The organism is Streptomyces sp. NPDC002209, assembly GCF_042890265.1.
Taxonomy (GTDB): domain Bacteria; phylum Actinomycetota; class Actinomycetes; order Streptomycetales; family Streptomycetaceae; genus Streptomyces.
In genome coordinates this window covers 91,250-116,018 of the sequence record NZ_JBIARX010000019.1, presented here as the reverse complement: position 1 = coordinate 116,018, position 24,769 = coordinate 91,250, and the positions used below count along the sequence as shown (strand labels likewise).

Below are 24,769 nucleotides of genomic sequence, written 5' to 3'. Positions count from 1 at the left end.
TCAGGCCCTCCTGGAGACCGACCAGGGCGGTGGCGTGCGTCAGGTTCGGGAAGTACCCGATACGGACCTCGGAAGCCGACAGCTTCTTGTCGCCGGTGGCCGCGGCGCCGGCCTTGTCGTCGTCCTTCTTCGCCTCGGAGCCGTAGCCGCAGGCGGTGAGCAGCAGGGGAAGGGCCGCTGTGACGGCGATGGCGCGCAGGGTGGTGAGCGGTCTTGCGGCAGACACGGGGGTGTCCTTTCAGGGATGGTGTTCAAAGAGGTACGCAGAGGGGCGGCGGGAAGGCATCGGCGCACACGGCACCCACTCGCGGTCGCCGGCGGCGGGATCGCGGCCGCCGGCTGAGGAACGGAGAGGTGTCGGATGGCCACGCTCGAAGGCGCGCCGTCGGTGGGGTCGACCGAGGGGGCCCGCCCGTCCGATGGAGAGCGGACGGGGACGGTGCCCGGGGGCGCCCTGCGCGGAGCCAGGCCCGGCGAAGGGTGTCAGCAGGGCTGACAGATGGCGCTGGACGTACGGACCAGGTCGATGTGCAGGCGGGAGGTCAGCGGCAGCATCCGGCTTGCGTGGTGCAGTGTGCGCACGGCTACCTCCCCGATTCCTAGTTTTCCCACCTGGTTGGTAGGCATCTTGGCAGAGGCGGACACCCGCCCCAAGAGGGTGACCGCATGGTGGACGCCTGGATCTCGCTATGCGAGAAAGTGCAGGTGGGGCGGTAGATCAGGGATTGGTCCAGGCCCCAGGGGTGTCGGTCAGCGCCGATACGCCGGAGGGCAGGTCGGCTGACGCGACGTCGGCGAGTGTCACGCCGTCGAGGATCTCGCGCACGTTGGCCCGCAGCGCGATCCACAGGGGGAGCAGCGACTCGGCGGGGCCGGTGTACGACAGGTCCGGTGGGCGGACTCCGCGCACCGAGACGAGGGGTCCGTCCACGACGCGGATCACATCCGCGATGCTGATGGACTGGGCGGGCTTCGCCAGCCGGTATCCGCCGTTGCCGCCGCGCTGGCTGAGCACGAGACCGCCTCGGCGCATGTCGTTCAGGATGCCCTCGAGGAACTTGTGCGGGATGTCCTGGGCGTCGGCGATGGCTTCTGCCTTCACCGGCCCGTCATCCTGCGCCGCGGCAAGCTGCAGTGCGGCACGTACCGCGTAGTCCGCCCTGGCTGAGATCCGCATAGGGCCATTATCCGGCATGGATTCGGCCGGCGTCGGCCGTGGGTGGCCGCAGGCTGCCGGGCGGGCAGCCGCGCCCGGCAGCCGAGGGGACCGGGGCGCGGATCCGCGTCCTGAGCGGCGCCCTGCGGGTCAGTGGAAGGCTGCCGCCACCGCGCGGTGGGAGCCGTTGAGGTAGTGCTCGCCGATGGAGCGCAGGCGGTGCGCGACCGGGCGGTGGGCCGTCAGGACGCGGGCGTTGCGCCAGAACCGGTCCAGGCCGGGGGCGTCGGCGAGTTCCAGCACCCGGGCGGTGATGTGCAAGGTGGCCTTCGACATCACGGCCTCGGCCGTGGCGACCAGGGCGGCGACGCCCGCGGGTACCTCGGCATCGAGCTGTGCGCCGGCGGCGAGGGCCTGCGCCATCACCTCCGTCGCCCGGTCGACCACGGCGGTGGCCGTCTGAGCGGCAGAGGCGAGTTCCCCGTACGTCAGGAAGAGGTCCGGGTCCTCGCCGGGCAGCCGGTGTGCGCGGCCGCCCCTGCTGAGGTCGCGCGCTTCGGTGAGGGCGCCCTCGGCGATGCCGAGGCCGACGTGGCACAGGGCGAGCCGGAGTGCCGGCTCCGCGAGCGCGGTGAAGGGCGGTGTCGACTCCTCGTCGTGCGGCCGGCGGCCCAGCACCTGCCCCGGTGTGATGGTGACCCTGTCCAGGAGGACCTCGCCCGCGCCCGCGACCCGCTGCCCGAGGCGATCGTGGGCGGGTTCGACGGTCACGCCCTGGGCGCCGGGCGGGATCCGTACGACCAGCACGTCGCCGGTCGCGGCGCAGACGGCGTCCACCACGATCTGGTCGGCTGCGGCCACCGCCGTGTCCACGGACCGGCGCCCGGTCAGTACGTAGCCGGTGGCGCGCGGCCGCAGTGTGAGGTCCGGTCCCTCCGTGTCGCCGTTGGGCGCGGGCGTGCGGACCGCCCCGGTCCACAGCCACCGCTCGCGCACCGACTCCTCTTCGAGGGCGGTCGCGTGCTCGTGACTCGCGTAGAAGCGTCCGCTCCAGGCGTGCACGTAGTGGCGGGCGAGTACGTCGCCGACAGAGCTGTCGGCTGCGGCGATCTCCCGTATGACGGCGCATCCGGTACGCCAGTCCGCACCGCGGCCGGGCCCGGGCGGGGTGAGCGCCGCCGGCAGGCCGGCCTCGCGCAGCCGGGCCGTCTCGTCGGTCGGCGGCTTGCCTGCCTGATCGCGCACGATGGCGTCAGCGGCGAGGTCGTCCGCCACATCGCGGGCGGTGCGCAGGAGCGCGCGGCGCCGCTCGTCGGTGGATCGGGGTCCGGCAGGGCCGGGTGTGGTCCGCGTGGGCGTCACCGGCAGGCCCCGGTGCCGCTGTGCGGGGTGTGGACTGGGCGGACAGCGGTGCCATGGGGGATGGCGGTGGTCATGTCGGCTACTCCGGAACGTTGTTGGGTGGCGTCGGCCGGTTCGCCGAATCCCCACCTTTCCCATCGGATTGATAGGGATACTTGCCCGAAGAGGCCTTCCGGGCAAGTGTGTGACCGGATCGTGGACAATCCGATCTCGGGATGAAAGACGTTGCAGGTCGGCGGCCGGCTCGTGGGGTCGGCTCGTGCGGCCTGGGCGCAGCCGGATCCTCTGTCAGGGGGCGCGCGCACTCGGGAGGTTCGCCCGGTGCGATGCGTCTCGGCAAGGTCCAGACTTTTCCTATGCAATCAGTAGGGAAGTATTGACGCGTGCCCGCCGCGCACTTCACGATGAGGCCATGTCCCCGTCGCAGCCGTTGCTCGTACGCCGCAGGCACGTTGACTTCCGTCTCGTCGCCAGCGCCATGTGCCGACCCTTCTAGGGCTCTTCGGCAGGGCGATTCCTCGACGTGCGCCGGTGTTCCGGCTGCCGCTTCTCTCCGTGCTCCGTGCTCCGCGCTCTTCGCGCCCCCGGCCCTGTGAGCCGTACGGGTCCGTCACGGAGACCCCCTGCCCTGACGTGCCCGAACACCCGGCATCCGTACCTCGATCCGCGCAGCCGAAGGGGCTCATCGTGACCACCGCAATTCCCGCACCCGCCATCCGCCGCTCCCCGGCCCAGCGCCTCCAGCTGGTCGGCGACCGTCCGCCCGGCGCCTTCGCCGACGGGACCCGTGGCGGCCGCGTCGGATACCTCGTGTTCCTGCCGGCGGACGTCGACCCGGTGGCGCTGATGGACGCGCACGGCATACGTCCGGAGATCCGTTCCCTCGAGCCCGGGACGCTCGCGGCTCCCGAGCCGGAACCGGCCCTGCACCCCGACCCCGTCGAGTTCGACGGCACGATCCGGGTCGACCGCGCACGTCGGCTGGTCGAGGTCGACGGGCGCGAACTGGACCTCACCTACCTGGAGTTCGACCTCCTGGCCCACCTCGTGTCCCATCCGTACACGGTCCACACGCGCGATGCCCTCATCTCGGGCATCTGGGGGTATGGGCACATCGGCGACGGCCGTACGGTCGATGTCCACGTGGCCCGGCTGCGCCGCAAGCTCGGACCCGCCTACCGGGACCGCATCTCCACCGTGCGCCGCGTCGGCTACAAGTACGTTCCCGACCACCAGTAGCCCCCCGGCCGACCGGGCGTGGAACCTCCGCCGCCACCGCCGGGGGTTCCTCAGGCGTTCGCGATGACCAGCAGGGTGCGGGCGGAGGCCGGGCCCGTCAGGCGGCAGCGGTGCGGGACCTCGCCCCGGTGGTGGGCGCTCTGGCCGGCGCGCAGGGTCAGTGGTTCCTCGCCCTCGACCTCGAGGACGATCTCGCCCTCCAGTACGTAGAGGAAGTCCTCGCCGGGGTGCTCGAACCAGCCCCGCTCACCCTGGCCGGGCTCGAAGTGGTGCTCGTAGGCCTCCATCAGCGCGCTGCGCCCGCCGGGGATGAGGACCCGGGCGATCTGCCCGGCGGCCTCGCTGACGCGGATCACCTGCGGATCGCTCTCGTGGCTGACCGCACCCGGCCGGGCGGGCGGCCGCAGGAAGGTTCCCGGGGTGACGTCCAGCGCCTCCGCGATCCGGTAGATCGAGCTGAGGCTGGGGGTGGCGAGGCCGCGTTCGAGCTGGCTGAGGAACGGCTGGGAGAGGCCGGAGAGCGTGGCGAGGACGGCCATGGAGACGCCGCGCTGTTTGCGGCAGCTCCGGATCACCCGTCCGACCTCGATCGCCTCGGGCGTGGGTTCAGGTCGAGACACGCTGGTGAACGTACCTCATCACCGATCGAGCACCGCGGGCTCCGGCGAGGTTTCGTACTGCCGCAACACTCCCGTCATAAGCGTGGTCAATTATTGACCTCACTTATCGACGAGGAACCCAGCGAGGAGCCGCCCCGTGCACGCCACCCCCTCACCGCCCGGCCGGAGCCCCGGCCGGCTCGGCCCGGCCCTGGCCGCGGCAGGCGCCGTGCTCGCACTGTGGAGCCTGCTCGCCTGGTCCGGTGCGGTGGCCCCGGGACTGCTGCCCACGCCCGGTGAGACCGCGGCCGCGCTCGCGGACAGCGCCCGCAGCGGCATCCTGGCCGCCGATCTCGGCGCCAGCCTGGCCCGCGCCGGGCAGGGCTTCGCGCTCGGCGCCCTCGTGGGCGGCGCGCTGGGCTTCGCCACCGGCTATCTGCCCCGGCTGTCCGCCGCCGTCACCCCGGTCGTCTCCTTCCTGCGCCCCATCCCGGCCATCGCGCTGGTCCCGCTCGCGACCGCCTGGTTCGGCATCGGGGAAACCGCCAAGCGCCTGCTCATCGCGTACGCCGTGCTGCTCGCCGTCTGGCTGTACGTACACGACGGGGTGTCCCGGGTGCCGGCATCCCATCTGCGGGCGGCCCGGTCGCTGGGGGCGCCGCTGCACCGGCGGTTCACCGAGGTGCTGCTGCCCGCCGCCGCGCCCGCACTGCTCGCCGCGTTGCGCTACGGGGCCTCGGTGGCGCTGCTCGCCCTGGTGGCTGCGGAACTGGGCGGCGCGGACAGCGGGTTGGCGTACCGGCTCCAAGTGGACGGCCAGTTCCTGCGCGTGGACCGGATGTTCGCGGGGCTGCTCGTGCTCGGACTGCTCGGCGTGGCCGTCGACCTCGTACTGGCCGCGGTCGGCCGCCGGTTCGTGCACTGGAGCGCCTCATGAGCCTGGCAGTACGGCTGGAGGGGCTGTCGGTCCACTACGGGGCCGCCCCGGTGCTCGAGCGCACCGATCTGGAGCTTCCGGCAGGATCGTTCACGGCGCTGCTGGGGCCCAGCGGGTGCGGCAAGTCCACGGTGCTCAACCTGGTGGCCGGGTTCGTGCGGCCCACCGAAGGGCGGGTGACGGCGGGCTCCGCTCCGGTGGACGGGCCGGGCCCGGAGCGGGGCGTGGTCTTCCAGCACTACGCGCTGTTCCCCTGGCGCACCGCCCGCGGCAACGTCGAATTCGCGCTCAAGCGGCTCGGCCTGCCGCGTCCGGAGCGCCGCCGGCGCGCCCTCGCGGCACTGGCCGAGGTAGGGCTGGCGGACGGCGCCGAGAAGTACCCGGCGCAGCTGTCCGGCGGCATGCAGCAGCGCGTCGCACTGGCCCGCGCCCTGGCCGCCGAGCCCGAAGTACTGCTGATGGACGAGCCGTTCGGAGCCCTGGACGCACTGACCCGGACCCGGATGCAGACCCTGCTGCGGGAGCTGTGGCGGCGCCGCGGAACCACCGTCCTGTTCGTCACGCACGACATCGACGAGGCGCTGGCCCTCGCCGAACGGGTCGTCGTCCTCGGCGGGACCCCCGGGCGGGTGCTGGCCGACCACGCCGTGCCCGCCGGGCCGCCCGACCCGGACCTGCGCTCGCTGATCTCACGTCACCTCGGCTCCGACTGAAGCCCCCGACTCCTCCCTGCTCCCACCTCCGTCCCCGGAAGGACTCCCCGTCATGCCCAGACCCCGTGCAGTGGCCGCACTGTTGACGGCGGCCCTGCTCTGCGCCCTCGCCTCTGCCTGTGCCGGGGGCTCCGGCGCTGCGGGCGGCGGCCACCCCGCCGTCTCCCTCGCCGGAAGCGACCTCCTCGGCGGTGCGCCCGTCTACGTGGCCCAGGAGCGGGGGCTGTGGTCCGCCGAGGGCATCGACGCCACCGTGACCACCCAGCCCAGCGGGCGCGACGCGCTCAACGCCGTGCTCGGCGGTCAGGCGCAGCTCGGCGTCGTGGGCGACCTGCCCGCGGTGACCGCCGCGCTGAGCGGGCGCGAGCTGCGGATCGTCGCCGACCTGTCCCGGTTCTCCGACTGGCGCCTGCTGACCCGGACCGACCGGCAGATCACCGGCCTCGCCGCGCTGAAGGGGCGCAAGGTCGGAGTCCCGCAGGGTACGAACGTCGAGTACGCCCTGTCACGCATGCTCGCCTCCGTGCAGCTGACGGCCGCCGATGTGACCGTGGTGAACCTCGCCCCGAACCAGGTCACTTCGGCGCTGGCCCGCGGCGACGTGGACGCCGGGGTCACCTTCCCCAGCTTCTACGACGCCGCCCGCACCACCCTGGGCGACCGCTACGCAGAGCTCCCCTTCACCGGCTACACCGCACGGACCCTGCTCGTCGCGGGCCCGAAGGCGACCGACGAGACGACCACGGCCGTCCTCCGGGCTCTGCTGAAGGCCCAGCGCGAGATCGCCGCCGACCCGGCCGCCGCGCGAAAGGCCGTAGTCGCCCAGTCCAAGGGCGCCCTCCAGGCCGACTACGTGGACGCCTTCCAACCCCGCTACGGCTACGGCGCGACCCTCTCACCCGAGCTGCTGGCCCAGTTGGACCAGGAGGCCGGCTGGGCGAAGGCAGCCCAGAGCCTGCCGGGCTCCGCCGACCACGCCGCGCTGCTGCGGCATCTGTACCCCGCACCCCTGACGGCCGCCGACCCGGCCGCCGTCACCGTCCACTGAGCCACGCCCCGACAGGAGATCCTCATGACCGTCGACCAGAACACCCTGCGCCGCCGCGGCGTCGGCCTGATCGCCCATGACCCCGCCCGCAGTTACGGCGGCTACACCCTCTACACGCCCATCACCAGCGCCGGCGAGATCCACCTCGTCGACATCGAGGGCCGGCCCGTCCACACCTGGAACTCCCCGTACCCGCCCGGCCGCCAGGCCCAGCTCCTCCCGGGCGGCAACCTCTTCTACGCGGCCAAGGACACCGCCAGCCCCACCCTCTTCCCCATCTGGGACGTCTACCACGGCGGCATCTTCCAGGAACTGGCCCCCGACTCCACGGTCCTGCGCGAGGTCCGGCACCCCTTCCACCACCACGACGCCTCGATCCTGCGCAACGGCAACCTCATCATCACCGTCGTCGAACCCCTGGACCCGGCCGACGCCGCCCGCATCCGGGGCGGCATCCCGGGCTCCGAAGCCCCGGGCGGGGTGATCTACGGGGACGTGGTGTACGAGCTGACCTGGGACGGGGAAGAGGTGTGGCGCTGGGCTGCCATCGAGCACCTCGACCCCGAGGAGTTCCCGCTCGACCCCCACTTCGCCCGGGAGCACTGGCCCATGGCCAACACCGTCAACGAACGCGCCGACGGCTCGATCGTCCTGGGCTTCCGCAGCGTGTCCTCCACCGTGGCCGTCGACCGCGCCGACGGGTCCGTGCTGTGGCACATCGGCCCCGACGTCCTGGCGCAGCAGCACCATCCGCACGAGCTGGCGGGCGGGAACATCCTGGTCTTCGACAACGGCACCTACCGCGACACCACTTCCGTCCCGTACTCGCGGGTGCTGGAGCTGGACCCGCGCACGGGCAAGGAGGTGTGGGCCTACGAGGACAACCCGCCGCAGAACTTCTACAGCCCGTACATGTCCAGCGCGCAGCGGCTCCCCAACGGCAACACCTTCATCGCCGAGGGCTCCTTCGGGCGGCTCTTCGAGGTGACCCCCGGCGGGGACGTGGTGTGGGAGTTCGTGGTCCCGCAGTTCCGGTCCTTCGGCGAGGGCGTGGGCCTGGAGTCCTCGGCCGGCGCCCAGAACTCCGTCTTCCGCGCCTACCGGTACTCCGCCGATCAGCTTCCCTGGCTGTGAACGACAGCCCGGTTCATTTCACCGGAAGGCGTTGTGTGTACGGCGGATGAAATTGCCGCACGCTTTCGCGGATTCCGATATCAGGGCCGTTGACAGCCCTTCTACGAACTGCCTAGCTTACGCCGCAGATAACGACATCAGCGGCCTCTTCTCTTCGACATGACGGCTGCTTTTCGATTCCTCGATTCATCGAATGCTGCTGGAGTGTCCTTGACCGGATCGCTTGTCCTCACCGCGCCCCCGGGACCGGCGGCGCCGGCGGAACGGGTCCTCCCGCTCCGCCGGCCCGGGCGGTGGATCGCCACTGCCGTCGTGCTGCTCCTGGTCTCCCAGGCCGCTCACGGCCTGCTGACCAACCCCTTCTACCAATGGGACCGGTTCGCCTACTGGTTCGTCCGGCCGGTCATCCTGGAGGGCCTGCTCATCACCCTCCAGGTGGCCGCGTACAGCGCGGTCCTGGGCCTCGCGGGCGGCATCCTGCTCGCCCTCGGACGGCTTTCCGCGAACCCCGTACTGCGGTCGGTGAGCTGGACGTACATCTGGCTGCTGCGCTCCGTGCCGCTGATCGTGGTCCTGCTCTTCCTCTACAACCTCAGCGCCCTCTACCCCACCCTGAGCATCGGGGTGCCCTTCGGGCCCGCCTTCTTCACCTTCGACGAATCGCGGCTGGCCACCGACATCGTCGTGGCGGTCGTGGGACTCAGCCTGAGCGAAGCGGCGTACGCGGCCGAGGTGGTACGGGCCGGCGTGCTCTCCGTCGACCAGGGCCAGCACGAGGCGGCGGCCGCACTGGGACTGCCCAAGCGGTACCAGTTCGCCCGGATCGTCTTCCCCCAGGCGCTGCGCTCCATCGTCCCCGCCTACGTCAACCAGCTGGTCGGGCTGGTCAAAGCCACCTCCCTGGTCTTCTACGTATCGCTGCTCGACCTGTTCGGCACGGTGCAGAGCCTCGGCAGCACCTACTCCGGCGACATCGTGCCGCTGCTGCTGGTGGCCACGTTCTGGTACGTGGTCCTCACCAGCGTCCTCTCGGTCGTCCAGTTCTACGTCGAGCGGTACTACGCGCGCGGTGCGCTGCGCACCGTACCGCCCACCCCCCTGCAGCGGGCCCGGACGGGCCTGGGCGATCTCCGGGACCGTTTCCGGAAGGAGACGGCGCGATGACCACCGCCCTGCGGGCCGCCGCGATCGAGGTCCACGACGTGCACAAGTGGTACGGCCGACAGCAGGTACTGGACGGGGTGAGCCTGACGCTGCGGCCGGGCACGGTCACCGCGGTCCTGGGCCGCTCCGGCTCCGGCAAGTCCACCCTGCTGCGGGTCATCAACCACCTGGAGAAGCCCGATGCCGGATACGTCAGCGTGGGCGGCGAGCCGATCGGCGTCACGCGGCACGGCGGACGGCTGAAGGAGCTGAGCGAGCGGGCGATCCTCGCCCAGCGCGGGCGCATCGGCTTCGTCTTCCAGAACTTCAACCTCTTCCCGCACCTGACCGTGCTCGACAACGTCGCGGCCGCCCCGGTGGCCACCGGCAGGCTGCCGCGACCGCAGGCCCGGGCCCTGGCCCGCGAACTCCTGGAGCGCGTCGGGCTCGGCGACCGGACCGGCGCCTATCCGCGACAGCTGTCGGGCGGCCAGCAGCAGCGCGTGGCCATCGCCCGCGCCCTGGCGCTGCGGCCCGGAGTCATCCTCTTCGACGAACCCACCTCCGCGCTCGACCCCGAACTCGTCGGCGAGGTGCTGTCCGTGATCAAGGGCCTGGCCACCGGCGGCACCACGCTGGTCATCGTCACGCACGAGATCGGCTTCGCCCGCGAGGTGGCCGACGAGATCGTCTTCCTCGACGGCGGCCGCATCGTCGAACAGGGCCCGCCCGAGCAAGTGCTGGACCGGCCCGCCCATCCCCGTACGCGGGAGTTCCTGAGCAAGGTGCTCTGACACCGTCGCACCCCACCCCGCCCACCGGCCCTTCCGAACCGAAAAGGAACACCATGCAACGCCGACGCTCCCTGCGCACCAGATTCGTCCGCGGCCTCGGCGCCGCCACCGCCACCGTGGCGCTCGCCTCCGGCCTCACCGCGTGCGGCGGTGAGGCCGAGGCCACCGGGCCGGACTCCGGCAAGGTCACCGTCGGCGCGGTGTCCAACGGCGCCGCCCAGCAGGCCGAGCTGTCCGCCCCGGTGGTCGAGTCCCTGCGCGCCCAGCTGCCCGCTGAGGTCCGCGAGCGCGGCGAACTCCTCATCGGGGTCGGCGCGCTGCCCGCCGGCTTCCCGCCGCTGGCGTACGTCGGCACCGACCAGAAGACCCTGACCGGCGCGGAACCGGACCTCGGCCGCCTGGTGGCCGCGACGCTCGGGCTCAAGCCGGTGGTGAAGAACTCCACCTGGGAGAACCTCTTCGTCGGCATCGACAGCGGCAAGGTGGACGTGGCCTTCACGAACGTCACGGTCACGGAGGAGCGCAAGAAGAAGTACGAGTTCGCCTCCTACCGGCAGGACAACCTGGCCTTCGAGACGCTGAAGGACAACCCGTGGAACTTCGGCGGCGACTACCGCAATCTCGCGGGACGGACGGTCGCGGTCAGCTCGGGCACGAACCAGGAGAAGATCCTGCTGGAGTGGCAGAAGAAGCTCCAGGCCGAGGGCAAGGACATCACCGTCAAGTACTTCCCCGATGCCAACAGCACCTACCTGGCCCTGAGCGGCAAGAAGATCGACCTCAGCTTCGGCCCGAACCCGTCCATCGCCTACCACATCACCCAGACGGCGAGCAGTAACGCCCCGACCCGCAACGCGGGCTCCTTCTCCGGTGCGGGCGAATCCCTCCAGGGCCTGATCGCCGCGACCGCGAAGAAGGACAGCGGGCTCGCCAAGCCGGTGGCGGAGGCGATCAACCACCTGATCAAGAACGGTCAGTACGCGCGGCTGCTCGCCGCCTGGAACCTGTCCAACGAGGCCGTCACCACCTCGGAGGTCGACCCGCCGGGCCTGCCGGTGACCAACTCCTGAATCCCCGGCCCCCGGGCCATGCCACGGACGGAGAGCCCGCCCCATGAGCACGAACGCCGCTCCCGGCACGAGCGCGAGCACGAGTACGAGCAGTAGTACGAGTACGGGCACGGGCCTGGGCGCCTTGGTGTCCGCGCACGTCCTCGACAACCCCGCCTGGGCCTCGTTGTCCGGCGCGCACGCCGCCTTCGCCGAGCGGGCGGCCCGGCCCGGGGCCGGCCCCGCCTCCTCCCGCGCCGCCCGCTATCCGCCGGACGTCTCGCCGTTCGCCGCCCTCGCGGACCCGGCCGACCCGGACTCGTGGGCCGACCTGCACCGGCTGATCGGCGACGGCCGGATCGCCGCGCTCAGCGGCGTACCGGCCCCGCCCGACGGCTGGGAGACCGTCGGCTCGGTCCCCGGCGTCCAGCTGGTCGACACCGCGCTGCGCGCCGAACCCGCCCCCGAGGCGGTCAGGCTCGGTCCCCGTGACGTACCCGAGATCCTCGGCCTGATCGAGCTCACGAAGCCCGGCCCTTTCCTGCCGCGCACCGTCGAGCTGGGCACGTACCTCGGCATCCGGCACCGGGGCCGGCTGATCGCGATGGCCGGAGAGCGGCTGCGGCCGCCCGGCTGGACCGAGATCAGCGCGGTGTGCACGCATCCCGACCACCAGGGGCGGGGGCTGGCGACGCAGCTGGTCCGTGCCGTCGCCGCGGGCATCCGGGAGCGCGGCGCCGTCCCGTTCCTCCACACCGCCGCGAGCAACACGAAGGCGATCCGGCTGTACGAGTCGATCGGCTTCACCCTGCGCCGCCGCCCGTCCTTCACGGCGGTCCGTGCACCCGGCAACACCGCTGCCAACTTCTCTTAATATTCAGGTCATTGTATGGCACCGCTATCGGGCGTAGCGTCTCGAGGAGATATCGGTGACGGGCTTCCTCATCGCACTCTCATACGTCCTCATATTCGGCGACGCGTATCGGCCTCCTTTTCGCACGGCCGATCAGGAAGGCGCAATTCGACGTGTCCTCATCCCCGCCTGCATCCGTTTTCACATCAGCATCTTCGGAATCGCTGCACCTCGCCGTCGCGCTCGACGGCGCGGGCTGGCACCCCGCCGCCTGGCGCGAGCCGGGCGCCCGGCCCGGTGAGCTCTTCACGGCCCGCTACTGGGCCGATGCCGTAGCCGAGGCCGAAGCAGGACTGCTCGACTTCGTCACCTTCGAAGACTCCCTCGCCCTCCAGTCCTCCTCCGCCGACGGGCCCGACGGGCGCACGGACCAGGTCCGCGGGCGGCTGGACGCGGTACTCACCGCCGCCCGCGTCGCACCGCTCACCCGGCACATCGGACTGGTCCCGACCGTGACCGCCACCCACACCGAGCCCTTCCACATATCCAAGGCGATCGCCACCCTGGATTACGTCAGCCGTGGACGTGCGGGCCTGCGCATCCAGGTATCACAACCTGCCCACGAGGCCCGGCACTTCGGACGCCGGGCGGTCCCGCTCCCCGATGCGGAGTCCTACGAGGAGGCCGCCGACCACATCGAGGTGATCCGGCGGCTGTGGGACAGCTGGGATGACGACGCCGAGATCCGGGACGTGGCCACCGGCCGGTTCATCGACCGCGACAAGCTGCACCACATCGACTTCGAAGGCCGTCACTTCAGCGTCAGGGGGCCGTCGATCACCCCCCGCCCGCCGCAGGGGCAACCCGTCATCACCGCGGCCACCGCGGCCGGCGCCGCAGGCGCGCCCGGCGACGGCAGCGCGGCGTACGGCCTCATCGCCCGGTCCACGGACGTCGGGTACATCGCCGTGCACGACGCCGGCGGGGCCCGCGCCGCGGTCACCGGGATCCGGCGGGCCCGGGAATCCGCCGGGCTCGCGGCGCAGCCGCTGCACCTCTTCGCAGACCTCACCGTGTTCCTGGACGAGGACGCCCCGGCGGCCGATGCGCGCCGCAGCCGCCTCGACGCGCTCGCGGGCGCCACGTACAGCAGTGACACGGCGATCTTCACCGGGACCACGGCGCAGTTGGCGGACCTGCTCGAGGACTGGCGCACGGCCGGCCTGTCGGGCTTCCGGCTGCGGCCGGGCGCACTCGCCCACGACCTGCCCGCGATCACCCGCGGGCTGGTACCGGAGCTGCAGCGGCGCGGCGTCTTCCGCCGCGCGTACGAGGCGGACACCCTGCGCGGACTGCTGGGCCTGCAGCGCCCGGCCGGCCGCTACGCCGCCCACCCCGCCGCCTGATCCCGGACCCGTAAGGAGCCGTCATGAGTAGCAAACCGCTCAAGCAGATCCATCTCGCGGCCCACTTCCCGGGCGTCAACAACACCACCGTGTGGAGCGACCCGGCGGCCGGCAGCCACATCGACTTCGACTCGTTCGTCCACTTCGCGCAGACCGCCGAACGCGCCAAGTTCGACTTCCTCTTCCTGGCCGAGGGACTGCGACTGCGCGAACAGGGCGGAGAAATATACGATTTGGATGTCGTCGGCCGTCCCGACACCTTCACGGTGCTCGCCGCCCTGGCAGCAGTCACCGAGCGTCTCGGACTGACCGGAACGATCAACTCCACCTTCAACGAGCCCTACGAGGTGGCCCGCCAGTTCGCCTCGCTGGACCACCTGTCCGAGGGGCGGGCCGCCTGGAACGTGGTCACCTCCTGGGACGCCTTCACCGGTGAGAACTTCCGGCGCGGCGGATTCCTGCCCCGCGAGGAGCGCTACAGCCGGGCCGAGGAGTTCCTGGCCACCGCGCACGAGCTGTTCGACTCCTGGGACGGCAGCGAGATCGTCGCCGACGCCGGATCCGGCACCTTCCTGCGCGACGCCCGGGCCGGGGCCTTCGCCCACCAGGGGCAGCATTTCGACATCGAGGGCCACTTCAACGTGCCGCGCAGCCCGCAGGGCCGCCCGGTGATCTTCCAGGCGGGCGATTCCGACGAGGGCCGCGAGTTCGCCGCCTCCTCCGCCGACGCGATCTTCGGCCGGTACGGGACGCTCGACGAGGGCCGGGCGTTCTACGCCGACGTCAAGGGCCGGCTGGCCGCGTACGGGCGCAGCCACGACGAGCTGAAGATCCTGCCCGCCGCCACCTTCGTCCTCGGCGACACCGACGCCGAGGCGCACGAGCTCGCCCACGAGGTGCGCCGCCTCCAGGTCAGCGGGCAGACCGCGATCAAGTACCTGGAGCACGTCTGGAACCGGGACCTGTCCGGCTACGACCCGGACGGCCCGCTGCCCGACATCGATCCCGAGACGGGCGAGAACACCGTCGCCCTCGGGCGGGCGAGCGTCCGCCAGTTCCGCGACCCGCTCGAAACCGCCCGGCAGTGGCGCGCGCTCGCCGAGGCCAAGAACCTCTCGATCCGGGAGCTGGTCATCGCCACCACCTCCGGCCAGACCTTCGTGGGCTCCGCGGCCACCGTCGCCGGGCAGATCGACACGCTGGTGCAGGCGGACGCGGCCGACGGCTTCATCCTGGTTCCCCACATCACCCCGGGCGGCCTGGACGTCTTCGCCGACACCGTCGTCCCGCTGCTGCAGGAGCGGGGGGTGTTCCGCACCGAGTACGCCGGCACGACCCTGCGCGACCACCTCGGGCTCGCCGTGCCGAAGGCGCCTTCCGGCAGGCAGGCCGCGGGCGCATGAAATTCCTGGCCATCACCCTGATCACGGACTCCGCGGACCCGGTGACGGGCGCCCCCACACCCACCCGCGAACGGTTCCGCGAGGTGGTCGACGCCGCGCTGCTCGCGGAAGAGCTCGGCTTCGACGGCTTCGGGGTCGGCGAGCGCCACGAGAGGCCGTTCCTGTCGTCCTCACCGCCCGTGGTGCTCAGCCACATCGCCGCCCTGACCCGCCGGATCCGGCTGTTCACCGCCGTGACCACCCTGAGCCTGCTGGACCCGGTGCGGGCGTACGAGGACTACGCGACGCTCGACCACCTCTCCGACGGCCGCCTGGAGCTGATGATCGGCAAGGGCAACGGCACGGCGCAGCGCGAGCTGTTCCACGTGACCCCCGAGGACCAGTGGGAGCGCAACGCCGAGGCCTACGAGCTGTTCCGGCGGATCTGGAGCGAGGACAAGGTGAGTGCCGAGCCGCGCTTCCGCCCCTCGCTGGCCGGCGCCGAGGTGCTGCCCAGGCCCTTCCAGCCGGCCTTGCGGGTCTGGCACGGCAGCGCGACCAGCAAGGAGTCCGTCGACCTCGCGGCGCGCTACGGAGACCCGCTCTTCTCGGCGAACGTCACCCACCCGATCGGCCCGTACGCCGAGCTGATCCGTCACTACCGGGAACGCTGGGAGCACTACGGGCACGATCCGGCGCACGCCGTCGTCGGCGCGGGTACGGCCGGCTACCACGCGGCCCCCACCTCGCAGCAGGCGGTGGCGGGGTACCGGCCTGCGTTCGCCCGGTACCTCGCCTTCCACAAGCAGCAGGGCGTGGATCCCGTCTTCCCGACGCTGGAGGACTTCGTCGAGCGGAGCTCGGCACTGGTCGGAAGCCCCCAGCAGGTGATCGAGAAGGTCCACCGCTACCACGAGGCGTTCGGCCACACGGCCCTGCACCTCCAGGCGGAGCCGGGCGGGCTCACCCCCGCGGAGCACCGTGCCTCCCTCGAACTCTTCCAGTCACAGATCGCCCCGGTGCTGCGCCGCGAGATCCCCGACCCCGCCTTCCCCGACCTGTAAGGAGCCCTGCATGTCCGGCATCCCCCTCGGGGTCCTCGACCTCGTCCCGGTCTCGTCCGGTTCCACCGCCGCCGAGGCCCTGCACCACAGCATCGACCTCGCCCGGCAGACGGAGGCGTTCGGCTACGCCCGCTACTGGTTCGCCGAGCACCACCTCAATCCGGGGGTCGCCGGGACCTCCCCGGCGGTCGTCCTCGCACTGACCGCCTCCGCGACCTCCACCATCCGGCTCGGCTCCGGAGCCGTCCAGCTCGGGCACCGCACCGCGCTGTCCACGGTCGAGGAGTTCGGCCTGATCGACGCGCTGCACCCCGGCCGCCTGGACCTGGGCCTGGGCCGCTCGGCCGGCAGGCCGCAGCCCGGGGCCGCGCAGGTGACTCCGTTCGAGGGGTACACCGCGAACGGGCTGCGCATCCCGGCCCGGTTCTCCTTCGCGCACCTGCTGGGCCATCCGCGGGTCGCGCTCCAGCAGAGGCTGCTGAACCTGCCCGGCGCCCAGCCGCAGGAGTACGGCGAGCAGGTCGACGACCTGCTCGCGCTGCTGCGGGGCGACTACCGCTCCCCGGAGGGAGTGGAGGCGCATGCCGTCCCGGGGGAGGGGGCCGACGTACAGGTGTGGATCCTGGGCAGCAGCGGCGGAGTCAGTGCGGAGACCGCGGGCCGCAACGGGCTCAGGTTCGCCGCCAATTACCACGTCAGTCCCGCTTCCGTGCTGGAGGCGGCCGAGGGCTACCGGGCCGCCTTCAAGCCGTCCGCCGACCTGGACCGGCCGTACCTGACGGTGTCCGCCGACGTCGTCGTCGCCGAGGACGACGCGACCGCCCGCGAACTGGCCACCGGATACGCACCCTGGGTGCGCAGCATCCGTACCGCCGAGGGCGCCATCCCCTTCCCCACGCCTGCCGAAGCGCGCGCCCTGCCCTGGACGGAGGCGGACCGATCACTGGTCGCCGACCGGGTGGAGACCCAGTTCGTCGGCTCGGCGCAGACCGTGGCGGACCATCTGGAGCGGCTCCAGGAGGCCACCGGGGCGGACGAGTTGCTGATCACGACCATCACGCACGGTCACGCGGACCGGGTCCGCTCCTACCGCCTGCTCGCCGAGGAGTGGCAGCGCCGCTCCGGCGCCGGCCGAGCTGTCACACGCTCTTAATGCCCTGTGCATGGCCATCGGACCGGCGCTCTCCGCATGATCGAATTCCGTCCCGCGAGAGCCAAGGAGCCCCCTGATGCCCACCCGCCGCCACTTCCTCGCCGGGTCCGCGGCCACCCTCGGCCTCGCCGCGCTCCCCGCCGCACCGGAGGCCGCGGCGGCTCGGGCAGCCCAGGGCGCCACGACCGCCGGTACGGCGACTCCGAACCTCGTGGTGATCCTCGCCGACGACCTCGGCTACGGCGACCTCGGCGCGTACGGCCAGAAGCTGATCACCACACCGCGGATCGACCGGCTCGCCGCCGAGGGCCTGAGGTTCACCGACGCCTACTCGACGGCGGCGGTCTGCGCGCCGTCCCGCTGCTCGCTGCTGACCGGCCTGCACACCGGGCACTCCGCCGTCCGGGCCAATCCCGACGGCGCCCCCGGCGCGCTGAAGGCCGGTGACACCACCTTCGCCGAGGTGCTGCGCGCCCGCGGCTACCGGACCGCCGTGATCGGGAAATGGGGCTTCGGGCCGGAGGAGGGCAACCAGCCCAGCCACCCCAACTCCCGCGGCTTCGAGGAGTTCTACGGATACATCGACCACGGGCACGCGCACGAGTACTACCCGCAGTACCTGTGGCACAACGGGGCGAAGGAGACGATCGCCGCCAACGCGGGCGGCGCGCAGGGCGCCTACGCTCCCCAGCTCATCGAGCAGCGCGCGCTGGACTTCATCAGCGACCACGCCGCCGAGCCCTTCCTGCTCTTCCTCACGCCGACCGTGCCGCACGCACCGAGCGACATCCCCGACGTGGGCGCATACGCCTCCCGTACCTGGACCCAGCAGAACAAGGGCCACGCCGCCCAGATCACCTACTTCGACACGCTCGTCGGGAAGGTCACCGACCGGCTGCGCGCGCTGGGCATCGCCGAGAACACCGTCGTCCTCGTCACCAGCGACAACGGCCCGCACGAGGAAGGCGGGGTCAACCCGGACCTGTTCGACGCGAACGGCCCGCTGCGCGGCTACAAGCGCAACCTCTACGAGGGCGGCATCCGCGTCCCGCTGATCGCCTGGTCCCCGGGCCGGATCGGAGCCGGCACCACCGACCGCCCCACTTCGCTCACCGATGTACTGCCCACCCTGGCGGAACTCGGCGGCGCACCCGCACCCGCCGACATCGACGGACTGTCGGCCGCCCCGCTGCTCGCCGGAAGCCCGAACGCGGCACGCCACAACCACCTGTACTGGTACCGGGACGAACGCGGCGTCACCAGCCGCGCCAACAACGAGGACGGCGGCCGCGCCACCTGGCTCGCCGAGGCCGTGCGCAAGGACGACTGGAAGGCCGTGCGGTTCGCGCCCGTCAGGGACCACGCACTGCCCGACGCACAGTGGCAGGTCGAGCTGTACGACCTCGCCTCCGACGCCGGTGAGCAGCGCGACGTCGCCGCCGCCAACCCGTCCGTGGTGACCGGCCTCGTCGCCCTCATGCGTTCCTCATGGGTGGACACGTACGTCCGGGGGCCCTTCGGAGTCCGCGCGCATGTCCAGGGGCCTGCCGTGCCCGGTCAGGCCTTCACGGTCACCGCGACCCTGGGCAACGGATCGGGCAAGCCCTGGACCCGCGCACTCCTCGCGCTGAGCGCCCCGGCGGGCTGGCAGGTCCAGGCGACCACCGCCACCGGCCAGGACGTGCTGGCCGCCGGAGCCACGCTGACCACGTCCTGGCGGGTCACCCCGCCCGCGACGGCCACCCCCGCCACGCAGTGGCCGCTGACCTTCGACGGCACCGCGGAGTCACCCACCGGGCCGCTGCGCTACTCCGCCACGGAACGGGTTTCCACCGTGCCGCCGGCGCCGGTCGCCGACGCCTACCTGAGCGATCTCGCATGGGTGTCGGCCGCCAACGGCTGGGGTCCGGTGGAACGCGACCGGTCCAACGGGCGACAGGCGGCCGGGGACGGCACGCCGATCTCGTTCGGCGGAGTGACCTACGCCAAGGGCCTCGGCGTCCACGCGCCCTCCGAGATCGTCTACCACCTCGGCGCAGCGGCGGACCGCTTCACCGCGCTCGTCGGCATCGACGACTTCTCGACGAAGCAGTCCGCCACCGGCGCGACGAAGGCCTCGGTACGGGGCGACGGCAAGGTGCTGTTCACCAGCGGCAAGCTGACCGGCGCGGGCGGTCCGGTGCAAGTGGACCTCGACGTGCGCGGGGTGAAGCTGCTGCACCTGGTCGTCGAGGACGCCAACGCCAACTCGGCGTTCGACCACACCTCCTGGGCCCTCGCCCGGGTGACCGTGCCCCGGATCAGCTGAGAGCGCGGTCGAGGTTGAACGCGGCGCTGATCAACGACAGATGGGTGAAGGCCTGCGGGAAGTTGCCGAGCTGTTCGCCGGTCAGCCCGATCTCCTCGGCGTAGAGGCCGACGTGGTTCGCATAGGTGAGCATCTTCTCGAAGGCGAGCCGCGCCTCCTCCAGCCGTCCGGCGCGGGTGAGTGCCTCGACGTACCAGAAGGAGCAGATCGAGAAGGTGCCCTCGGCGCCCCTCAGCCCGTCCGGGCTGGCTTGGGGGTCGTAGCGGTAGACCAGCGAGTCGGACACCAGGTCTGCGGTGAGCGCATCCAGGGTGGCGAGCCATTTGGGATCGGTGGGCGAGATGAATTTGGCCATCGGCATCATCAGCACCGAGGCGTCGAGCACGACGTCGTCGAGGTGCTGGACGAACGCCCCTCGCTCGGGCGACCAGCCCCGTTGCATGATCTGCCGGTAGATCGCGTCACGGCTCCGCTGCCAGCGGGGGAGGTCGGCGGGCAGCCCCCGCCGGTTCGCCATCCGGATGGCCCGCTCGATCGCCACCCAGCACATGAGCCGGGAGTACACGAAGTTCTTCCGTCCCCCGCGTGTCTCCCACACGCCGTCGTCGGGCTGGTCCCAGTGGTCGCAGAGCCAGTCGACCAGTACGCCGAGCTCCTCCCACCGGTCGCTGCTGATGGGCTGTCCCCACTTGTCGTACAGGTACACGGAGTCGATGAGTGCTCCGTAGATGTCCAGCTGGAGCTGCCCCGTGGCGGCGTTTCCCACCCGTACCGGGGCGGAGCCCAGGTAACCCTCGAGGTGGGGGAGTACGCGTTCGGGCAGCTCGTTGCGCCCGTCGATCCCGTACATGATCTGCAGCGGGCCCGCGGAGTCGCTGCCCCGCATGACGCCCCGCTCGGACAGGAAGCGCATGAAGGCCTCGGCCTCGCCGGTGAAACCCAGTCTGAGCATGGCGTACACACAGAACGCGGCGTCACGGACCCATACGAAACGGTAGTCCCAGTTGCGTTCGCCGCCGATCTGCTCGGGCAGGCTGGTGGTCGGGGCGGCCACGATCGCACCGCTCGGGGCGTACGTGAGCAGCTTCAGCACGAGGGCGGAACGGTGCACCATCTCCCGCCACCGTCCGTGGTAGCGCGAGCCGGCCAGCCAGTCGCGCCAGAACCTGACCGTCGTCTCGAACTGCTGCTCGGCCTCGGCCTGGGGGCAGGCCCGCGGGATCACGTCGTCCACGACCGGGTCGAGGGCGAACACCGCCGACTCGCCCTCGAGGAGCTTGAAGCGGGACCGCGCGTCGAGTCCGTCGCACTCGAGCTGTGCGGTGGTGGTCAGCGCCAACGACAGGCTCCCGGAGCGGAAGACCACGGTGTGGTCGCCCTGCGCCCGTGCGGAGTGCGGTTCGGCCCCGTACCCGAAGCGGGGCGCCACGTGCGCCGTGAAGGGAAGCGATCCCCGCACGCAGATCACCCGCCGGATCAGCCGGTGCCGGGCCGGTGCGCCCGAGTCGTCGGTGATCGGCATGAAGTCCTGGACCTCGGCCACCCCGTCGGAGGCGAAGAACCGCGTGATGAGGACGTTCGTGTCGGGAAAGTAGAACTGCCGGGTCCGCGTCGGCACGTCGGCGGCCAGCTCGAAGGATCCGCCCCGGTCCGCGTCCAGAATGGAGGCGAACACGCTCGGTGAGTCGAAGCGCGGGCAGCAGTACCAGTCGATGGTGCCGTTCGTGCCCACGAGCGCCGCACTGTGAAGATCACCGATGAGGCCGTGTTCTGCGATCGGCAGATAGCGCGAGAGGCCCGTTCGTCCGAATCCGGCGTTCACGATACCGGCCTCCCTACCACGGCAGGGCGCATGGTCCTACAGGCGATGGTAGATCTTCACGGTCGTGGCTGCCATTGCAGCTTCGACGGTTCTGCGGCGTCGCGGAGCGAGAACATGATCGCGGGCGTGGTGCGGCGTCCGGAGCCTACGATCCCTCGCCGGGGGTGGTGCGCGATTGCGGCGAGCGAAGTTCCTTCAGGAGACCCGCGGTTGGGGATCCGCGGACTTCGCGCCGGCCGCCCCGGACGGCTGAGCCCGGCCGGCACGACCCCGCGCCGGACGACTTCGCCGGGGGAGCCTGTGCCTTCAGGGGCGCAGGCCGGCCTGCCTGAGCGCCACCCGGGACAGGTCGCCGATGACCTGCTCGTCTGCCCTGCGCCAGGCATCGGCGAGACCCTCCGGCGGAACGGAGACGGATGCCAGGTCGCGCACCGGCCCGGTCAGGGCGCGTAGGGCAAGCAGATCGGCACCGCCGGGAGCGTCGAGAAGAGCGCGGATCCGGGCACTGCGCCGGATCCAGCGCACGCGCGGGGGCAGCCACAGTGCCAGCACGATCGCCACCGAGGTGACGATCAGGACCAATGCGGTCAGGTCGGCCACGCGGCCCACCATGTCCTGCATCGACTGCCCGGCATCGGAGAGCCCGGTCCCGGCCTCGGCGGCCGACTGCAGCGGCTTCTTCAGGATGCCCCCGACCAGCGGCACGTTCGAGGCCGCATCCCCCGCATCGCCGAGGCCGGAAGCAAGACTGCTGCCCGCGTCCTCCACCGTCCGCCCCGGCTCGGCCAGCAGCATGATCCCGTCGTGGACCGCCAGCGCGAACCTCACCGCGACCGCCACCAGGACGACGGCGATGACGTCGGCGAGCACCTGCCGGCAACGACGTGCTCGAGTCTGGGCGTAAAGACGCATCGGCGTGCTCCTGTTCCGGCGCCATGACGGACGGGACCGGTCTCCCACCGGACGAAGGGCGACAGCCGTGACGGCGAGCCAGGCCCACTGCCGACCGTACGCGCCGGCCGTCCCGTCGGCCAAGAGTGCCGCGCGGACGTGAGTTAGAAGGTGTCACGCAACCTATTGCCCCTCACTCGGTCGAGTTATAACCTCTCATGAAAGCTTGATGCTCTTGCGCACGGCGACGCCCACCCGCCGCACACAAAGGGGAACCCCATGCCCGGCATCCACCGCACCCGCAGCCACGCCCTGTTCACCATCCCGCTCGCCATCGGCCTCCTCGGCGCCGCCGCGTTACCCGCCGGCGCAGCAGCCCTCCCCGGCCGCGGGCTCGCCACGTCCCTCACCTGCCGCGGCGCCGGCGTCGACCCCGCCGCCCGTGTCCGCCACCGGGCCGAGATCCTCATCAACGCACCGCTGCGCACGGTCTGGAAGCTGCAGACCGACGTCGAGCGCTGGCCGTCCTGGCAGGCTCCGGTGACCACCGCGGAACGCCTCGACCACGGCCCCCTCCGCCGGGGTTCGGCCTTCCGGTGGACAACCCCGGTACCCCCCAACCCGACTCCGGCCACCAGCCTGGAGATCACCTCGACCGTCGAACAGCTCAGGCAACAGTCCTGCATCCGCTGGACGGGCCCGGCAACCGGCGAGGGACTGCACATCGACGGCGTCCACGTGTGGAACTTCACCGAGACCCGGGCCGGCGTCAAGGTGAGTACCGAGGAGACCCACACCGGCCCTCAGGTCGACGCGGACGTCCCCACCGCGACCGCCATCCTCCGTCAGGGACTCGAAGAATGGCTGAACGACCTCAAGGTCACCGCCGAGGCCCGGGCCCACCACCGGCCGGACTGACCCACGTCCCGCACCGGCAACCGCGCGGTTCAGCGCGGGCCGTGGACACCGGGAGGGCATGGATGTGGCGGCGTGTCGTTGACACCTGCCGAACGGCGTGCGACAAAGACCCCATGGGTTCGGTCGGTCTCCTCACCTGAAGTGCGGATCTCCGGGTGACCGGGCCACCCGTACGGGGCCCGTGCCGACACCGGGGCCGCGTGAAAATCCACTGTCGCCACACGCGAGACTGTCGAACAGTGGGCACACACCACCGCACTCATGTGAACGGACAACTCTCCTTTGACCACGATTCCCGGATCCCGTGTCCCGGGGCGGACCTGGACGGTCCGTCTGACCGGCCACGGTGACCACACCGTCTCCGTCACCTGCACCACCGAAGCGTGCCGCATGCCGCCCCGGTCCAAGGACACGGCGGCCATGCGACGGTTCGCCGCCGAGCACGCCCGCGCGCACGCCCGCCTCGTCACTGTCCGCCCCAACGCGGCGTGCGCCTGCCGGGCCGCCGAATGCGGATTCCACGAGGACACCAGATCCTCATGTACCGGCGCCCCGCTGCTCGTCCTCATCCACAACCCGGCCGTCGGCCAGGTCTGGACCCTCGCCGAGATCTGCCAGGCCTGCGCACCCTTGATCTCCCACACCGCCGTCCTCGGCCGCGCCCAGCAGCAGGCGCCCCCTCGTCCCTCCGCGGCATCGGCCCCTGCTGCACCCCACCCCGCCTCATCGGCTCCGGCACGTGTGGCAGTGGCCGGCGGCTTCTCGTCCCCCGACGCCGCTCCCGAAGCCGTCTCCCGCCGCCGCCCGTACCGCGGTGGCCCCCGACGCACCCGCTGACGGCCGCCACACGAGGCGGCATCACCGCGTGTGGCGCCACCAGTAACGCTCAACGATGAGCTCCTCGAGCGCGTGGAGCCTCTCCGCGGCCATCCGCGAAGAGGTGTCGGGGTGTTTGAGTGCGATGCAGAGGTCGGAGGCGAGGTAGGCCGCTTCCCGAACCTCGCATTGTGCTCGCAGGGTTTCCAGGGGGGTCGGCGTCGCCCGGGAGATGACGTCGAGAACGGTCTGCGTGTGCGGGCCGCTGAACCGGGCCAGGAAGAACCAGTCGTCGGCGGGTTCGCCGAAGCGGGCCCACTCGAAATCCAGCAGGGCCGTCACGCGCGGACCGTGAACGAGCCAGTTGTCCCAGTGGCAGTCCGCGTGAACCGGGACGACCGCTCGCGCTTGGAGCGGTGCGTGCTCTGCGATCGCCGTCAGGCCGTCGATGAGGCGGCGGGGGATGGTCCCGTGCCGGTCCAGGGCGGCGAGGTTCTCCACCTCGGCGAAGAGCGCGGCCCGGCTGGTGAACCCGCCGTGGTCGAGAGGTTCCCTCAGCATCTGGTCGATGTGGCCCGCAGGTATCCAGCTGTGCAGTCGGTCGAGCTGCTGGACTGCCTCCTGCGCCAACGCGCGCGCGGTCACGCCGTCCATGCCGGACATGCCCATGCCCGGAGCCGCCCCCGGCGCGCGGGTGTAGCAGGCGTAGCGAACGTCGCGCGTACCCAGCCGGCGGAGCCCGCTGTCGAGCAGAGGGGCCGTGAGGCCGGCGGGCAGGTGGGGCGCGAGAGCGATCTCCCGATCCAGTCGTGAGTGGCCGGCGGCGTCGATGATCTTCACGACGACGTCCGAGCCGACGTAGACGTGGTGGGAGCTGCTCTCAGCGGTGGTCATGGGGCCGGGATCGCGCCCCAATGCCGCTGAGGCGATCTCGCGAGCGGCATCGTGGGCCTGTCGCAAGTCGGTCATGAGTTCTCCAGTC

Annotated in this window: 22 protein-coding genes and 1 pseudogene; 15 read left to right on the top strand and 8 right to left on the bottom strand. The window is 71.6% G+C overall.

Annotated features, from left to right (window positions below; genetic code table 11):
- The 4 genes and pseudogenes from ACFYXK_RS28545 to ACFYXK_RS28530 form a co-directional block, all read right to left on the bottom strand.
- Nucleotides 1-226: pseudogene (locus ACFYXK_RS28545) on the bottom strand (sulfate ABC transporter substrate-binding protein); the annotation flags it as partial.
- A gap of 257 nt (nucleotides 227-483) precedes the next feature.
- Nucleotides 484-582: a putative leader peptide gene (locus ACFYXK_RS28540; RefSeq protein ID WP_323139641.1), complete on the bottom strand. Its 99-nt coding sequence runs from the start codon at nucleotides 580-582 to the stop codon at nucleotides 484-486.
- Between the two features lie 136 nt (nucleotides 583-718).
- Nucleotides 719-1,177 (bottom strand): Rrf2 family transcriptional regulator, encoded by a 459-nt coding sequence (locus tag ACFYXK_RS28535; RefSeq protein WP_328622977.1) that lies wholly within the window; start codon nucleotides 1,175-1,177, stop codon nucleotides 719-721.
- Between the two features lie 129 nt (nucleotides 1,178-1,306).
- Nucleotides 1,307-2,518 (bottom strand): acyl-CoA dehydrogenase, encoded by a 1,212-nt coding sequence (locus tag ACFYXK_RS28530; protein ID WP_389413708.1) that lies wholly within the window; start codon nucleotides 2,516-2,518, stop codon nucleotides 1,307-1,309.
- A 687-nt stretch (nucleotides 2,519-3,205) separates the two neighbouring features.
- Between ACFYXK_RS28530 and ACFYXK_RS28525 the strand changes: the two genes are divergently transcribed.
- Nucleotides 3,206-3,757: a winged helix-turn-helix domain-containing protein gene (locus ACFYXK_RS28525; RefSeq protein ID WP_389413707.1), complete on the top strand. Its 552-nt coding sequence runs from the start codon at nucleotides 3,206-3,208 to the stop codon at nucleotides 3,755-3,757.
- Nucleotides 3,758-3,807: 50 nt separating this feature from the next.
- On the opposite strand, the gene ACFYXK_RS28520 is transcribed toward ACFYXK_RS28525, so the two are convergent.
- On the bottom strand, nucleotides 3,808-4,377 hold the full coding sequence (locus ACFYXK_RS28520) for a helix-turn-helix domain-containing protein (RefSeq protein WP_389413706.1): 570 nt from the start codon (nucleotides 4,375-4,377) through the stop codon (nucleotides 3,808-3,810).
- Nucleotides 4,378-4,513: 136 nt separating this feature from the next.
- Here ACFYXK_RS28520 and ACFYXK_RS28515 point away from each other — a divergent pair, with 136 nt between their 5' ends.
- From ACFYXK_RS28515 to ACFYXK_RS28455, 13 genes are all read left to right on the top strand, one after another.
- On the top strand, nucleotides 4,514-5,293 hold the full coding sequence (locus tag ACFYXK_RS28515) for an ABC transporter permease (RefSeq protein WP_389413705.1): 780 nt from the start codon (nucleotides 4,514-4,516) through the stop codon (nucleotides 5,291-5,293).
- Nucleotides 5,290-6,006, top strand: coding sequence for an ABC transporter ATP-binding protein (locus ACFYXK_RS28510; RefSeq protein WP_389413704.1), 717 nt, complete (start codon nucleotides 5,290-5,292; stop codon nucleotides 6,004-6,006). The genes ACFYXK_RS28515 and ACFYXK_RS28510 overlap by 4 nt, the downstream gene beginning before the upstream one ends.
- 52 nt (nucleotides 6,007-6,058) lie before the next feature.
- Nucleotides 6,059-7,054 carry an ABC transporter substrate-binding protein gene (locus tag ACFYXK_RS28505; RefSeq protein ID WP_389413703.1) on the top strand — a complete coding sequence of 332 codons (996 nt, stop codon included), beginning with the start codon at nucleotides 6,059-6,061 and terminating at the stop codon, nucleotides 7,052-7,054.
- A gap of 24 nt (nucleotides 7,055-7,078) precedes the next feature.
- Complete coding sequence (locus ACFYXK_RS28500; RefSeq protein ID WP_389413702.1) at nucleotides 7,079-8,188, top strand: aryl-sulfate sulfotransferase; 1,110 nt, start codon at nucleotides 7,079-7,081, stop codon at nucleotides 8,186-8,188.
- Between the two features lie 159 nt (nucleotides 8,189-8,347).
- On the top strand, nucleotides 8,348-9,352 hold the full coding sequence (locus tag ACFYXK_RS28495; RefSeq protein ID WP_389413701.1) for an amino acid ABC transporter permease: 1,005 nt from the start codon (nucleotides 8,348-8,350) through the stop codon (nucleotides 9,350-9,352).
- Nucleotides 9,349-10,125 (top strand): amino acid ABC transporter ATP-binding protein, encoded by a 777-nt coding sequence (locus ACFYXK_RS28490; protein ID WP_266671684.1) that lies wholly within the window; start codon nucleotides 9,349-9,351, stop codon nucleotides 10,123-10,125. The genes ACFYXK_RS28495 and ACFYXK_RS28490 overlap by 4 nt, the downstream gene beginning before the upstream one ends.
- A gap of 53 nt (nucleotides 10,126-10,178) precedes the next feature.
- On the top strand, nucleotides 10,179-11,195 hold the full coding sequence (locus tag ACFYXK_RS28485) for an ABC transporter substrate-binding protein (protein WP_389413700.1): 1,017 nt from the start codon (nucleotides 10,179-10,181) through the stop codon (nucleotides 11,193-11,195).
- A gap of 43 nt (nucleotides 11,196-11,238) precedes the next feature.
- Nucleotides 11,239-12,048 carry a GNAT family N-acetyltransferase gene (locus ACFYXK_RS28480; RefSeq protein WP_389413699.1) on the top strand — a complete coding sequence of 270 codons (810 nt, stop codon included), beginning with the start codon at nucleotides 11,239-11,241 and terminating at the stop codon, nucleotides 12,046-12,048.
- 152 nt (nucleotides 12,049-12,200) lie between these two features.
- The gene (locus ACFYXK_RS28475) at nucleotides 12,201-13,433 is read left to right on the top strand and encodes an LLM class flavin-dependent oxidoreductase (RefSeq protein ID WP_389413698.1); all 1,233 of its coding nucleotides are present in this window, start codon (nucleotides 12,201-12,203) and stop codon (nucleotides 13,431-13,433) included.
- A gap of 23 nt (nucleotides 13,434-13,456) precedes the next feature.
- A complete protein-coding gene (locus ACFYXK_RS28470; RefSeq protein ID WP_389413697.1) occupies nucleotides 13,457-14,836 on the top strand; it encodes an NtaA/DmoA family FMN-dependent monooxygenase in 1,380 nt (459 codons plus the stop codon).
- On the top strand, nucleotides 14,833-15,879 hold the full coding sequence (locus tag ACFYXK_RS28465) for an LLM class flavin-dependent oxidoreductase (protein ID WP_389413696.1): 1,047 nt from the start codon (nucleotides 14,833-14,835) through the stop codon (nucleotides 15,877-15,879). Before ACFYXK_RS28470 ends, ACFYXK_RS28465 begins: the two co-directional genes overlap by 4 nt.
- A gap of 10 nt (nucleotides 15,880-15,889) precedes the next feature.
- Nucleotides 15,890-17,032 (top strand): LLM class flavin-dependent oxidoreductase, encoded by a 1,143-nt coding sequence (locus ACFYXK_RS28460; RefSeq protein ID WP_389413695.1) that lies wholly within the window; start codon nucleotides 15,890-15,892, stop codon nucleotides 17,030-17,032.
- 76 nt (nucleotides 17,033-17,108) lie between these two features.
- Entirely contained in the window at nucleotides 17,109-19,340 is a 2,232-nt protein-coding gene (locus tag ACFYXK_RS28455; RefSeq protein ID WP_389413694.1) for a sulfatase-like hydrolase/transferase, read from the top strand.
- Here the strand turns inward: ACFYXK_RS28455 and ACFYXK_RS28450 are convergent.
- Nucleotides 19,333-21,162 (bottom strand): glycoside hydrolase family 15 protein, encoded by a 1,830-nt coding sequence (locus ACFYXK_RS28450; protein ID WP_389413693.1) that lies wholly within the window; start codon nucleotides 21,160-21,162, stop codon nucleotides 19,333-19,335. The two genes, ACFYXK_RS28455 and ACFYXK_RS28450, sit on opposite strands and share 8 nt — an antisense overlap.
- A gap of 306 nt (nucleotides 21,163-21,468) precedes the next feature.
- Entirely contained in the window at nucleotides 21,469-22,074 is a 606-nt protein-coding gene (locus tag ACFYXK_RS28445) for a hypothetical protein (protein ID WP_389413692.1), read from the bottom strand.
- A gap of 258 nt (nucleotides 22,075-22,332) precedes the next feature.
- On the opposite strand from ACFYXK_RS28445, the gene ACFYXK_RS28440 reads away from it, so the two are divergent.
- On the top strand, nucleotides 22,333-22,971 hold the full coding sequence (locus tag ACFYXK_RS28440; RefSeq protein ID WP_389413691.1) for an SRPBCC family protein: 639 nt from the start codon (nucleotides 22,333-22,335) through the stop codon (nucleotides 22,969-22,971).
- A gap of 858 nt (nucleotides 22,972-23,829) precedes the next feature.
- On the opposite strand, the gene ACFYXK_RS28435 is transcribed toward ACFYXK_RS28440, so the two are convergent.
- Complete coding sequence (locus ACFYXK_RS28435; RefSeq protein ID WP_389413690.1) at nucleotides 23,830-24,681, bottom strand: aminoglycoside phosphotransferase family protein; 852 nt, start codon at nucleotides 24,679-24,681, stop codon at nucleotides 23,830-23,832.
- Nucleotides 24,682-24,769: the final 88 nt, after the last annotated feature.

What these genes read in the sequence shown, in the direction of transcription:
- ACFYXK_RS28485 (WP_389413700.1), top strand. Translation starts at nt 10,179, where the DNA reads ATGCAACGCCGACGCTCCCTGCGCACCAGATTCGTCCGCGGCCTCGGC.
- ACFYXK_RS28440 (WP_389413691.1), top strand. Translation starts at nt 22,333, where the DNA reads ATGCCCGGCATCCACCGCACCCGCAGCCACGCCCTGTTCACCATCCCG.
- ACFYXK_RS28510 (WP_389413704.1), top strand. Translation starts at nt 5,290, where the DNA reads ATGAGCCTGGCAGTACGGCTGGAGGGGCTGTCGGTCCACTACGGGGCC.
- ACFYXK_RS28445 (WP_389413692.1), bottom strand. Translation starts at nt 22,074, where the DNA reads ATGCGTCTTTACGCCCAGACTCGAGCACGTCGTTGCCGGCAGGTGCTC.
- ACFYXK_RS28505 (WP_389413703.1), top strand. Translation starts at nt 6,059, where the DNA reads ATGCCCAGACCCCGTGCAGTGGCCGCACTGTTGACGGCGGCCCTGCTC.
- ACFYXK_RS28470 (WP_389413697.1), top strand. Translation starts at nt 13,457, where the DNA reads ATGAGTAGCAAACCGCTCAAGCAGATCCATCTCGCGGCCCACTTCCCG.
- ACFYXK_RS28455 (WP_389413694.1), top strand. Translation starts at nt 17,109, where the DNA reads ATGCCCACCCGCCGCCACTTCCTCGCCGGGTCCGCGGCCACCCTCGGC.
- ACFYXK_RS28490 (WP_266671684.1), top strand. Translation starts at nt 9,349, where the DNA reads ATGACCACCGCCCTGCGGGCCGCCGCGATCGAGGTCCACGACGTGCAC.
- ACFYXK_RS28495 (WP_389413701.1), top strand. Translation starts at nt 8,348, where the DNA reads ATGACGGCTGCTTTTCGATTCCTCGATTCATCGAATGCTGCTGGAGTG.
- ACFYXK_RS28460 (WP_389413695.1), top strand. Translation starts at nt 15,890, where the DNA reads ATGTCCGGCATCCCCCTCGGGGTCCTCGACCTCGTCCCGGTCTCGTCC.
- ACFYXK_RS28435 (WP_389413690.1), bottom strand. Translation starts at nt 24,681, where the DNA reads ATGACCACCGCTGAGAGCAGCTCCCACCACGTCTACGTCGGCTCGGAC.
- ACFYXK_RS28465 (WP_389413696.1), top strand. Translation starts at nt 14,833, where the DNA reads ATGAAATTCCTGGCCATCACCCTGATCACGGACTCCGCGGACCCGGTG.
- ACFYXK_RS28500 (WP_389413702.1), top strand. Translation starts at nt 7,079, where the DNA reads ATGACCGTCGACCAGAACACCCTGCGCCGCCGCGGCGTCGGCCTGATC.
- ACFYXK_RS28480 (WP_389413699.1), top strand. Translation starts at nt 11,239, where the DNA reads ATGAGCACGAACGCCGCTCCCGGCACGAGCGCGAGCACGAGTACGAGC.
- ACFYXK_RS28535 (WP_328622977.1), bottom strand. Translation starts at nt 1,177, where the DNA reads ATGCGGATCTCAGCCAGGGCGGACTACGCGGTACGTGCCGCACTGCAG.